Source organism: Herbaspirillum sp. RTI4 (assembly GCF_034313965.1).
Lineage (GTDB): Bacteria > Pseudomonadota > Gammaproteobacteria > Burkholderiales > Burkholderiaceae_D > Herbaspirillum.
Map to the genome: position 1 here is coordinate 294871 of NZ_JAVIWQ010000002.1, position 12470 is coordinate 307340.

Annotated in this window: 8 protein-coding genes, 1 tRNA gene and 1 pseudogene; 6 read left to right on the forward strand and 4 right to left on the reverse strand. The window is 58.1% G+C overall.

The window, feature by feature from the left end; genetic code table 11:
- Positions 1-56 precede the first annotated feature (56 nt).
- Positions 57-830, forward strand: a pseudogene (locus tag RGU70_RS01515) (transporter substrate-binding domain-containing protein); the annotation flags it as partial.
- Positions 804-1316 (forward strand): gamma subclass chorismate mutase AroQ, encoded by a 513-nt coding sequence (gene aroQ / locus RGU70_RS01520; protein WP_416186541.1) that lies wholly within the window; start codon positions 804-806, stop codon positions 1314-1316. The pseudogene RGU70_RS01515 and the gene aroQ, both read left to right, overlap by 27 nt.
- A 37-nt stretch (positions 1317-1353) precedes the next feature.
- Here the strand turns inward: aroQ and RGU70_RS01525 are convergent, their stop codons facing one another.
- On the reverse strand, positions 1354-2259 hold the full coding sequence (locus RGU70_RS01525; protein WP_322207657.1) for a DMT family transporter: 906 nt from the start codon (positions 2257-2259) through the stop codon (positions 1354-1356).
- Between the two features lie 310 nt (positions 2260-2569).
- Between RGU70_RS01525 and RGU70_RS01530 the strand changes: the two genes are divergently transcribed.
- From RGU70_RS01530 to RGU70_RS01540, 3 genes are all read left to right on the forward strand, one after another.
- Positions 2570-3193, forward strand: a complete 624-nt coding sequence (locus RGU70_RS01530) for a chalcone isomerase family protein (protein WP_322207658.1) — start codon at positions 2570-2572, stop codon at positions 3191-3193.
- Complete coding sequence (locus RGU70_RS01535; RefSeq protein ID WP_322207659.1) at positions 3190-4446, forward strand: MFS transporter; 1257 nt, start codon at positions 3190-3192, stop codon at positions 4444-4446. Before RGU70_RS01530 ends, RGU70_RS01535 begins: the two co-directional genes overlap by 4 nt.
- 158 nt (positions 4447-4604) lie before the next feature.
- A complete protein-coding gene (locus RGU70_RS01540; RefSeq protein ID WP_322207660.1) occupies positions 4605-5168 on the forward strand; it encodes a DUF3833 domain-containing protein in 564 nt (187 codons plus the stop codon).
- A gap of 127 nt (positions 5169-5295) precedes the next feature.
- On the opposite strand, the gene putP is transcribed toward RGU70_RS01540, so the two are convergent.
- The 3 genes from putP to RGU70_RS01555 all read right to left on the reverse strand — a co-directional run bounded on the left by putP (position 5296) and on the right by RGU70_RS01555 (position 11547).
- Positions 5296-6780 (reverse strand): sodium/proline symporter PutP, encoded by a 1485-nt coding sequence (putP, locus tag RGU70_RS01545; RefSeq protein ID WP_322207661.1) that lies wholly within the window; start codon positions 6778-6780, stop codon positions 5296-5298.
- Between the two features lie 189 nt (positions 6781-6969).
- Positions 6970-11043 (reverse strand): trifunctional transcriptional regulator/proline dehydrogenase/L-glutamate gamma-semialdehyde dehydrogenase, encoded by a 4074-nt coding sequence (gene putA, locus RGU70_RS01550; RefSeq protein WP_322207662.1) that lies wholly within the window; start codon positions 11041-11043, stop codon positions 6970-6972.
- A 428-nt stretch (positions 11044-11471) separates the two neighbouring features.
- Positions 11472-11547: transfer RNA gene (locus tag RGU70_RS01555), tRNA-Arg, on the reverse strand.
- Between the two features lie 270 nt (positions 11548-11817).
- On the opposite strand from RGU70_RS01555, the gene RGU70_RS01560 reads away from it, so the two are divergent.
- Positions 11818-12360 carry a c-type cytochrome gene (locus RGU70_RS01560; RefSeq protein WP_322207663.1) on the forward strand — a complete coding sequence of 181 codons (543 nt, stop codon included), beginning with the start codon at positions 11818-11820 and terminating at the stop codon, positions 12358-12360.
- Positions 12361-12470: the final 110 nt, after the last annotated feature.

The window sequence follows — 12470 nt, forward strand, 5'->3', positions numbered from 1 at the left end:
AAGCTTTTCTCAAGATATCCACATCACACCCTCCAGGGGAGACACTTTCCATGTTCATGTTCCGCACCTTTCTTCTTTTGCTGATCAGCTTTTGTCTGCAATTACCGGCCTCCGCGCAAAGCAACCGGCTTGACGACATCCTTACCCGCGGCGTGCTGCGCGTGGGAACCACCGGCGATTACAAACCCTTCACCTACCGCACCAATCCCGCCAGTCCTTTCATCGGACTCGATATCGAACTGGCAGGGCAACTGGCGAAGGCGCTGGGAGTGCGTCTGGAACTGGTACCGACCTCATGGCCTGCGCTCATGCGCGACCTGGGCGAAGATAAATTCGATATCGCCATGGGCGGCATTTCGGTCAGTCTGGAGCGGCAAAAGAAGGCGCTCTTTTCGCTGCCCTATTCAAGAGATGGCAAGACGCCCATCACACTGTGCAGCAATCAGGCGCGCTTTCAAACACTGGCGCAAATCGATCAGGCCGGCGTGCGGCTGATCGTCAATCCGGGCGGTACTAATGAGAGTTTTGCCCGCGCCCATATTCAGCACGCCAGCATCACGGTGTTCCCGGACAACATCACCATTTTCGACCAGATCATCGCGGGTAAGGCTGATCTGATGATGACTGACGCGATTGAAACGCAGCTGCAACAAAAACTCAAACCGCTCTTGTGTGCGGTCCACCCTGAAGCGCCCTTCGATTTTTCTGAAAAAGCCTATTTGCTGCCGCGTGATCTGATGTGGAAAACCTACGTGGATCAGTGGCTGCATCAAACCATAGAAAGCGGTGCTTTATCGAAGATGGTGGACAAATGGCTGGCCCATCCGTGGCCGCAAGCCGCACCGGCCAATATCAGCCTGGCCCCGCTGGAAAGGCTGATGAATGCGCGTCTGGCCTTGATGACCGACGTTGCCCGCGACAAATGGAATACCCGTGGCGCAATTGAAGATGTGCCGCGCGAACAAATTATTATCGACGGATTGAAGATGCAGGCGCAGGCGTTGGGAGTACCGGCTGCGTGGGCCGAACACTTTTTCCGCGCTCAGATCGAGACCGCCAAACTGATCCAGCGTGACTTGTTTGCGCATTGGGAGAAAACCGGTGCGGGACGTTTTGCCGATGCACCAGATCTGGCCAAGGTCATTCGTCCGCGTTTGGACGCTCTGACGCCTCAGCTTCTGAATGCATTGGCAGCCGCCTGGCCGGCCTTGGCTGATCCGACACAAGGCGCTCGCATTGCCGCCGCCATGCAGAAACTGCCGGCAATGGCGGCCTCGCCATTAATCGACGGCAGCGCAAGCAAGTTGGCGCCCTGAACATCACGGCATTGCACGCCCCGAAAATTTTTCGCGATTAGTAATTTCCGGGAGCCGCAGGTCGACGACCGAGCGGCTGTTTCAGGTACTGTGCCAGCACCACTCCCAATAGCGTGATGCCGCCACCAATCACATGGTAGCGATGCAAATGTTCACCGAGAAACAGCACCGCTACTATCACCGTAAATATCGGCAGCAGATTCATCAGTGCCGTGGCACGGCTTGGTCCCAATCGGGCCACGCCGTGCATCCAGAAAAAGGGCGCGAGGATGGAAGCGGGAATGCCGGCGTACAGCACCAGCGGCAATCCGGCGAGAGTCAGCGGCGGAGCGGCGTGCCACAGGTAATACACAAGCAGCACCGGCAACACGAGCCAGACCTGAATCAGCAGAGAATGCCAGATCGGCAACGGAATCGCCCAGCGCTTGAGCAGCACGCTGTAAGCAGCGTAAGAAAAACTGGCGATCAACATCAAGCCATCACCCAGAACAAGGCCATGCGATAGCAACAAGGCCGGTTCGCCCTGGCTAAGCAGATAAGCCAGCCCGGACAAGGACAGCACGCCACCGACTACTCCGCCGATGGTCGCCGGATTACCCAGCAAGGTCACCCCCAAACCAAGCGCAATCAAGGGCATCAGCGAAGCGATAACGCCCATGTTGGTAACACTGGTGCTTTGTGCCGCGACATACGCCAGACATTGGTACAGCACCATCCCCAGAATACCGAGGACGAACAATTTAGGAAGAAAGGGAATCGCCCGCTGACGATGCCGCCATACCGGTCTGGCAAAAAATATCGCCAATAGAAGGCCGGCCAGCAACCAACGGTAAAAAGAAATCGCGGCGGAATCGATGACATCGGCTGCCAGTTTGTTGACGCTGGTATTGATGGCCCAGATGAGCACGGCGAGGAGAGGGGAAAGAGCGTACTTGATATTCATGGCGTTGCACTATAGAGGAGTTTTGATTCGGCCGTGTAACAGCAGCGGATTGCCGGGGACGTATTGACGTTTTATTTGCGAGTGCGAACGTGCTGCAGACGAGGCATGAGAAGTACGCCATCCGAGAAGCGATCTGGCTCAAATGATCTATAAAAATAGCGCTTGGATGCAAAGCGACGTCGGGCAAACGCGCGCAGGCCTGAACTGTTATTCTGCTAGCTGCGCATGTTCATATCAGTCTATTGTGGCTGTCGATTTGCGCAAGTATTAAGGCGCTTCTGATCATGATAAAAATTTCTTTCGACATTGCATGTCGTTACGTCAGATGCTGACATTTTTGCCACTTAACAGCGCCTTGCTGCGCCGGATACTGGCCGGCTGGGTTCTGGCGCTGTGCGCTTCGGCCGCACTCACCGCCACAGCCGCACCGCTCGCCCCACCAGCCCCACCCGCCCCACCCACTTTTATCGCGCAGGAATTGCCGATGGCACGACTGGCGGGACAAGGTAATTTCACCTGGTTCACCCTCAGGATTTACCACATCCAGATGTGGGTAGGCGCGGCCGGTTACCGGCAGGACGCTCCCGACGCCGCGCCCTTCCTGCTTGACCTGCGTTACGCCCGCACTCTCGACGGACAAAAAATTGCCGAGGCCAGCGCCAGCCAGATGGAAAAAATCGGCGCAGGCAATTCAGCGCAACGTCAGGCGTGGCGACTAAAAATGATCTCTATTTTCCCGGATGTCGTCGAAGGCGATCATCTCAGCGGTCTGTTTCTTCCCGGCATCGGTGCGCGTTTTTATCTGAACGGGAAAGTGCTGGCAGAAGTGCCGGATCTGGAATTCGCCCGCGCGTTTTTCGGCATCTGGCTCGCGCCGACCAGCACCGCGCCTGACTTGCGCCATGCGCTGCTGCAAGACGCGGCGCGACCATGACAACTTCCCCGGCCTTGTCGCTGCGGGCTTTATTTAGCTATGGCTTGTTCGGCTTTCCGCTGGCGATGGTCGCACTGCCTATCTATATCTTCGTGCCGCAATTTTATGCCCAGCGCAGCGGCCTGACGCTGGCGACAATTGGTCTGGCGCTGCTGGTGACGCGTTTGTTCGCGGCGCTGACCGACCCTTTGCTAGGTTGGTGGGTGCAGCGCGGCGGCGGTGCTTACACTCCATATCTACTGCTGTCCCTGCCCTTGCTGCTGCTCGGATTCGGCGCACTGTTTCATCCGCCGGAACTAGCGAAAGGCGCGGTGTTGGCCTGGTTTATTGCGTCCTTGCTGCTGGTGTATCTGGGTTTCGGTCTGGCGATGATTACGCATCAAAGCTGGGGCGCGGCCTTGACGCAAGCGCCCTTGCAGCGCACCCGTGTGGCAGCGATACGCGAAGGCTGCGGGCTGGCGGGGGTGGTGATAACTGCGGGACTGAGCGGCTGGATGGGGTATGACGCGCTGTCGCTGGCTTTCGCCGTTTGCCTGCTGCTGTCGGCCATGTTGTTGCTGCGGCAAGCGCCGCGTCCGGCGGCGTCTGCAAACAGTGGAGCAAGCGCTGCTTTACCGCTGACGCGTGCCAGTCTGTTGACGCCGTTTGCCAGCAAGCCGTATCGCGCCCTGTTTGCAGTGCTGATCGTCAACGGCGTGGCGGCCGCCATTCCCGCCACGCTATTTTTGTTTTTTGCTGACGACAAGTTGCAGCTGGGGAAATATGCCGGCGCTTTTCTGGTGCTGTATTTCATCGCGGCGGCAGCGTCCATGCCTTTGTGGGTGGCGCTGGCGCGCTGTTGGGGTGAAGCCCGCGCCTGGGTCGCCGGGATGCTGTTGTCTGCGCTGGTGTTCGTCTGGGCGTTTGCGCTAGGTGCGGGCGCGCTGTACGGTTTCGGCGCTATCTGCCTGCTGTCCGGTATTGCGCTGGGTGCCGATCTGGCCTTGCCACCGGCGCTGCTGGCCGGGGTAATCTCACGCGCAGGTCATAGCGGTCAGCGCGAGGCGGCATATTTTGGCTGGTGGAACTGGGGCGTGCAAATGACGCTGGCACTGGCTGCCGGGATTTCTTTGCCACTGCTGGAGTGGCTCGGTTATGTGCCGGGACAGTCTGGCGGTGTGCCTGCGCTGTCGGTGGCTTACGCCTTGCTGCCTTGCGGTTTGAAACTGATCGCTGCCGCGATGTTGTGGCGTGCGCCTTTGCGTGATTGCTGAGTCGGAGAGCATCGAATCAGGCATTCCGAACAGCGCCAGACAGCTCTTGTTTTTCGGCTCGCCAAGACATGTGGCTGCATAGTAAGCCGTGAAAATTAAGTACTTTCCGGGATGAGCTTCATCCCATGTACCTCTAACTCAACCGAATGGATAGCCAGATGAAAATCAAAAATGTATGTGCGTATGTTGTAGTTGCCGCTGCGGCGACACTGCTATCGGCCTGCTCGACGCCGGCTCCTGTCGAACACTACGCGGCGGAACAGCCGACGCTGGACATGCAGCGCTATTTCAATGGCAAGCTGGAAGCTCACGGCATGTTTCAGGATCGTTCTGGCACCGTGATCAAGCGCTTTGTCGTGCAGATGATTTGCCATTGGGAGGGTGAAACCGGCACGCTCGATGAGGATTTCACTTATTCGGACGGCACTAAACAGAAGCGCGTCTGGACGCTGCGCAAGGTCGCGCCGGGACGCTTTATCGGCACAGCGCCGGACGTCGTCGGTGAAGCAATAGGCGTGGTGGCGGGCAATACGCTGCACTGGAGTTACGTGCTGGCCTTGCCGGTCGACGGCAAAATCATCAACGTCGATTTCGACGACTGGATGATTCTGATCGATCAGCGCGTAATGCTCAATCGTGCCACGATGAGCAAGTACGGATTTAATCTGGGCGCAGTGACGCTCTCGTTCGATAAGCAGGAACAAGCCGTGCTGCCGAAGTAAACAACGCGAGGGAGTGGGTGAGACAGGACGTGCGGGAGTGCTGGAGAGAGTGCTGCTGATGACAATCCGCCACAGGAACAACAATTCCTGTGGCGGGTTGCTTAAGCCGGATTACTGTTGAGCGCTGTCAGAGATGACTGACTTCCAGCTCCACTTCTGCATGTTTTGACAGCATGGTGGCCGATGGCTCACCTAGGCGACTCACGCCCACCGTAGCAAGCCAGGCAAAGAGAAAACCAGGAACGATTTCGTACAGGCCAAACCAGCCGAATTGCTTCCAGACCAGCACCGTGACAGCGCCGACAATAATGCCTGCCAGCGCGCCGTTACGCGTCATACGTGACCAGAACAGCGACAAGATAATGGCTGGCCCAAACGCCGCGCCAAATCCAGCCCAGGCGTAGCTCACCATGCCGAGGACCTTGGACTCCGGATCACCGGCAATGCCAATGGCAACTAACGCAATCGCCATCACCATGGAGCGACCCACCCAGACCAACTCTTTATGATTAGCGTTTTTGCGCACGAAGGTGTGATAAATGTCTTCGGTCAGCGCGCTGGAACATACCAGCAACTGGCACGACAAGGTACTCATGACGGCGGCCAGAATCGCTGCCAGCAGCAGACCGGCAATCCAGGGATTGAACAATTGCTTGGCTACTTCGATGAACACGGTTTCCGAGTTGGCATTGACCGCCTGAGCGCCCTCCGGGTGCATCAGAAAATAGGGAATCCCCACAAAACCAACCGCCACGGCACCAAGCAGACACAACACCATCCAGGTCATGCTGATCCGGCGCGCTGCCGGAATGGTCTTTGCCGATTGCGCGGCCATGAAGCGCACCAGAATGTGCGGTTGGCCAAAATAGCCCAAACCCCATGCCAGCAACGACAGAACGCTGACAAATGAAGCGCCCTTCATGATGTTCATTTTGGCGGGTTCCATTAAATCCGTCATCGATTGCGTCGGTTGCAGGCCATGAGTGATGGCGAAGTAAGCCACCACCGGAGCGACGATGAGCGCGGTGAAAATCAGCGATGCCTGAATGGTGTCGGTCCAGCTGACCGCCAGAAATCCCCCAATGAAAACATAGGCAATGGTGCAGGCTGCGCCGACCCACAACGCCGTCTGGTAAGGCAAGCCGAACATGTTCTCGAACAGGCGCGCCCCTGCCACCACGCCGGAGGCGCAATAGATGGTGAAGAACACCAGAATCACTAATGTTGTCAGGATGCGGAGCAGGTTTTGTTTGTCCTCAAACCGGTTGGAAAAATAGTCTGGCAGCGTGAGCGCATTGCCAGCCCGCTCGGTGTACAAGCGCAGCCGGGCCGCAACAAAGCGCCAATTGAGGTAAGCCCCCATGGCCAAGCCGACGGCAATCCAGGCCTCGCTCACACCTGAGAGATAAATAGCGCCCGGCAAGCCCATGAGCAGCCAGCCGCTCATGTCGGAGGCACCGGCTGACAGCGCAGTGACAAAGCTGCCCAGGCTGCGTCCGCCCAGGATGTAGTCGTCCAGATTATTGGTACTGCGGTAGCCCAGGATGCCGATAAACAGCATGGCGAACAGGTAAATGCTAAACATGATCACGGTGGGATCTGTAAAGTTCATGGAAGTCTCCTCAAGGTAGAACTGGTTATTTCAAAAATTGATGCGGGTGCGTGTGTCTTTGTTTGTATCTGTGCGTATGTCTTTGCGTATGTCTAAGGGATAAGCAGGGTGTGCCGGGCCTACCGGCTTGTGGGCTTAGCCGTGAATGGATGGAAATTTGACGGAGAAAGTGCGCCAGCGGCGCAGACTTCAGCCCATGGTCATGAGCTGGGCGTTACCGCCCGCAGCGGCGGTGTTGGTGCTGATACTTTGCTCGTGCATCAAGGCGCTTAGGTCGTAATGCGCCCCCTCGGCCAGTTGTACGGACGTCAGACTCTCGATACGCGCTATGGCCCCCGAGCGCTGGGCTATGCGCGGTGACAACTCCTGCAAGGCATCGCCATCGCCCTCAAACAGCACGGTACTGAGGGTGGGTTCGCTCATTAATTGTTCCTTGCTGCAGCGCTGAATCCACTGTTGCACTTCAGGCGGTAGTGCCGCCAGCACAGGCGACAAAACCTTGTCGGTATCCGACGCTTCGAGCCAGTACTTGTTACCGCTGGCCAGTGCTGCCGCAAGCTGATGAATCAGTCCGATCGGCGTACGGGGTACCGCACAGACCATGCCCCGTGGCAGTAACTGGTAGACGTTCGCCTCGCCCGTGGGGCCGGGCAAAGTAAAGAGTTGGCCCAGCACGCTGAGCGCACCGTAGTATTCGCAAGCGGCCACGGCTTGAGCAGTGTCGCGGGCTTGCCAGCCGGTGAGCGCGCTGAAAGCCGGCCCGGGCAAAGCCGTAGTCAGACTTTGCAGGGCGAGCAAGCCGGGCTGCGCGGCGGGGTCGATCTGCATGCGCGCTCCCAGCGCAGGATTAACCGGCATGGTTTGCAACGCGGCGAGTGCCTGGTTGCCTTGCGCCTTGCCCGCTTGCAGCAGGCGGTACAAATACAGCGGGCCACCTGCCTTGGGGCCGGTACCGGACAGTCCCATGCCGCCAAACGGCTGCACTCCGACCACCGCGCCGATGACGTTGCGGTTGACGTAGACATTCCCGGCCAATATTTTTTGCGTGACCTGAGCGATGGTTTCGTCAATACGGCTGTGCACGCCGAAGGTCAGGCCGTAGCCGGTGGCGTTAATCGCCTCCAGCAACTCACCCAGTTGTTCGCGGCGATAGCGCAGCACATGCAGAACCGGACCAAAAATTTCCTTTTGCAGACGATCAATGCGATCGATCTCAATCAGGGCAGGCATCACAAAATAGCCTTGGCCTGCGCTTTCGTCACGCCCCATCCGGCTGACGGGCTGACCCTGCGCCTGCATGCGCTCGATGTGCTGCTCGATCTGCACACGCGCCTCTTCATCTATCACCGGGCCGACATCGGTGTCCATGCGATCCGGATTACCCATGACCCATTCGCGCATGGCGTGTTTGATCATGTCCACCACGCGCTCGGCACCATCGTCCTGAATGCACAGCAAGCGTAGCGCCGAGCAGCGCTGACCGGCCGAGTCAAAGGCCGAGCCCAATACGTCGCCCACCAGTTGTTCGGCCAGCGCGGACGAGTCGGCCACCAGCGCGTTCTGGCCGCCGGTTTCGGCGATCAGTGGAATGCAGCGTCCCTGCCGGCTCAGCCGCGTGGACAGCGTTTGTGCAATCAGGCGCGCGACTTCAGTCGAGCCGGTGAATAACACACCCGACACCAGAGGATGCGCTACCAGCGCGGCACCGACGATCTCGCCGGTACCGGGAACCAGTTGCACGGCGTCTGTTGGTACGCCCGCTTCATGCAGAATTTTCACCATCACATCGGCGATCAGCGGGGTCTGCTCGGCAGGTTTGGCTAAGGCGCAATTGCCGCTCGCCAGAGCGGCCGCTACCTGGCCGGTAAAAATGGCGAGCGGGAAATTCCAGGGGCTGATGCACAACACGACCCCGAGTGGCCGGTTCAGATCGTTGTCGAAAGTGGCTTCTGTTTGCGCAGCGTAATAGCGTAAAAAGTCCACCGCTTCGCGCACTTCGGCAATCGCATTGGGCAGGGACTTGCCGGCTTCCCGCACGATCAGACCGAGCAGGCTTTGCATGCGCTGTTCCAGCATGTCGGCGGCGCGTTTGAGGCAGGCGGCGCGTTCCTGCGGCGGTGTGCCCTGCCAGATTTGCGCACCGCTATGGGCGCGCTGCACGGCCAGTTCTACCTCTTGCGATGTCGTCGGGAGCACCCAGCCCACGCGGTCGCGCGTGTCGGCCGGATTCAGAACAGCTTGCCAGGCGTCGTCGGCATACTCCGCTGGCATAGTGGTCACGACCGCCACGCTGGCAGTGGCGGTATGCAGACCTTGCGTGCTGCGCAGCAGACCGACGGCGAGCGATGCCAGTTGCTGCTCATGCGCCAGATTCATTCCCGACGAATTCAGCCGCGATTGGACTCCCAGGTCGGCAAACATCTGGCGCGGCAACGGGATTTTGGCATGCGGCGCACCCAGTTGGCCGGCCTCGGTTTCGATGCGATGCGCTTCCACTACCGGGTCGACGACCAGTTCGGAGACGGGCACGTTCGGGTCGCCAATGCGGTTGACGAACGAGGTGTTGGCGCCGTTCTCCAGCAGGCGACGCACCAGATAGGCCAGCAAGGTTTCATGCGAGCCGACGGGCGCGTAAATGCGGCAGGGGCGACCCAGCTTGCCGTCGGAGGCATTGCCGGTGATCTGGTTATAGAGGGGCTCGCCCATGCCGTGCAGGCACTGAAATTCATACTGGCCGCTGTAATAGTTGTGGCCTGCCATGTGGTAAATCGCGGAGACTGTTTGCGCGTTGTGGGTGGCAAACTGCGGGTAGACCGCGTCGGGCGCGGCCAGCAGCTTGCGGGCGCAGGCGAGGTAAGACACATCGGTGTGGGCCTTGCGCGTGAAGACCGGGTAGCCATCCAGTCCGTCGATCTGCGCTTTCTTGATCTCGCTGTCCCAGTACGCCCCTTTGACCAGACGCAGCATCACACGATGGCCGCTACGGCGGGCCAGATCAATGACATAGTCGATCACAAACGGGCAGCGCTTGAGATACGCCTGCACCACAAAGCCGATGCCGTTCCAGCCTTTGAGAGAAGGCTCGAAACACAGACTTTCCAGCAGATCGAGCGACAGTTCCAGCCGATCGGCTTCTTCGGCGTCGATGTTGAGTCCGATGTCGTACTGACGTGCCAACTGGGCGAGTTTCAGCAGTCGCGGCAGCAGCTCTTGCATCACGCGCTCGCGCTGCGCCCGGCTGTAACGCGGGTGCAAGGCCGACAGCTTGACGGAAATTCCAGGGCCTTCGTAGATGCCGCGTCCGTGCGAAGCCTTGCCAATAGCGTGGATGGCCTGCTCGTAAGACACCAGATAGCCTTGCGCATCGGCCTCGGTCATGGCGGCTTCGCCCAGCATGTCGTAGGAATAGCGAAAGCCTGCTTTTTCCATGGGGCGGCTATTGGCCAGCGCTTCGGAGATGGTCTGCCCGGTGACGAACTGCTCGCCCATAAGTTTCATGGCGCGGTGCACGCCTTGGCGGATCAGCGGCTCGCCCCCCTTGCCGATCAGGCGGGTCAGCGAGGTTGCCAGACTTTTTTCGCTGTTGGTGGCGGTCAGCTTACCGGTCAGCATCAAACCCCAGACGGCGGCATTGACGAACATGGAGGGGGACTTGCCCAAGTGGGCGTGCCAGTCGCCGCGACTGATTTTGTCGCGGATGAGCATGTCGCGCGTTGCGTTATCGGGGATGCGAAGCAAGGCCTCGGCCAGACACATCAAGGCGACCCCTTCCTGGCTGGAGAGCGAAAACTCCTGCACCAGCGCTTCTACGCCGCTGGCATCTTTGTTACTGCGCAGAACTTCCACCAGTTGAGCGGCCACTTTTTCGATGGAGGCACGTTGTGCGGCATCCGGCGTATAGGCCAATTGCGCCAGCATCGGCAGGCATTCCGCCTCGGGACGGTGCCAGGCGGCAGTAATGGCGGCGCGCAGATCGGTTTGCGGCTGGACATTTTGCGCCCAGTCCAGGAAAGGTTGCACCTGAGGTATAACCTCAGCGGACAAGGCTGACTCGTCGGCGTCGTCCACATCCGAGAATGCACTCACTCCAGCGGCAGCCGAAGGGGCGGCCCCTGCCGACTGACTTCGTTCAAGGCTCTCCACGTACTGCAAAACAGCCTGCTTACAAACCCAGTGCGCTGTTCGCCCTTGCAGGGCAGCCGCTTCTTTGATGCGGTTTCGCAGTGCTTCATCAACTTTGAGGCCGAGCGTGACGGTGGACATGGTTGTACCTTTAAGCGCTTAAGTTGCACTTATTATACTGAGCATCAAAAACCGACGACTTTTTCTCTATTTACGCGTCAGGGATGACGGGAAATGAGCGGTCTCAAAAAGTGAAATTGATTTCCGGCAAGATTGCGCGAAAGACGATTGTGTGGCGGATCAAAAAAAACATTTGCAGCGGCGTGTTTGGATATTGGCGTGGGAGACTTGAACAAGCAATCGAAACGTCAACAAACTCTGGCGTTCTTCGCAAGAGAGGCTCTTTTCAACCGCACTGTTTTTGCTTTTTCACCGGCAACTCATCTGGGAGGAGGAAGTGCGGTAGGGGAATGACGCTTTAGCTTGGTATGTATCCCGAGGTCAGGAGATTTTCTCCACCAACTTTTATTTTAAGGATTGCTAAGCACTTGATTGAATGATGCATTGATTGGTGCGGCTGGCTGGGATCGAACCAGCGACCCTTGGCTTCGGAGGCCAATACTCTATCCACTGAGCTACAGCCGCACGAGACTGCATAGACGGGCTGAAGGATACCGTTTTTATTCCGCGCCGTCCATGCATACCGCGATTTTCGATTCCACATGCATGGCATTACGTCTATAATCAAGGGTTGGGTGAGGTGCCATTCTCCGTAAAACGGCTTGGTGCCAGGTGTTTCCGTCTGGGGATAATGCATATATTTGCGATATCCTTGTATCTGCGCCTTGTGTCTGCGTACTGTGGAGCTGCCGGCAGCCGTCCCGCCCGGTTTATAAAATTGCACTTGAGGGAATTATGAGCGACGCACATAAAGAAGAACACCAATCCGCGATCAAAACGCCTAAACAGCTGATCTTAGCCATTGCAGCCGGCTTTTTAATTCCCATTATCTGCATCGTTTTGCTGGTCGAATATGTGACCACCGAGCAAAAAGCAGGCGCCGGTTCTGATGGACAAACTGCCACTGCCATCCTGGCTCGCATCAAGCCTGTAGCCGATGCCGGCTACACCTTCCACGATGCAGCCGCACCGAAACAATTGTTATCCGGCGAAGAAGTCTACAAATCCACCTGCATGGCCTGTCATTCTGCTGGTGTTGCCGGCGCGCCCAAGGTTGGTGACCTGGCAGCATGGAAAGCCCGTATCGGCCAGGGCTACGACACACTGGTTTCGCATGCGGTCAACGGCATACGCGCCATGCCTGCCAAAGGCGGCAATCCAGATCTGAGCGATATTGAAATCGCCCGCACCGTGGCCTACATGGCAAATCAGGCCGGTGCCAGCTTCAAGGCTCCAGAGCCAAAAGCGGAACCTGCCGCACCTGCTGAAAAGTCATAAGCATCCTGTTGCAAAGCGTTTGCTTTGCACGTAAAAACGCCCCGCACAGACGGGGCGTTTTTACATCTGAGCCACAACAACCTTACCCAGCCTAGACAGATACTCCGCAG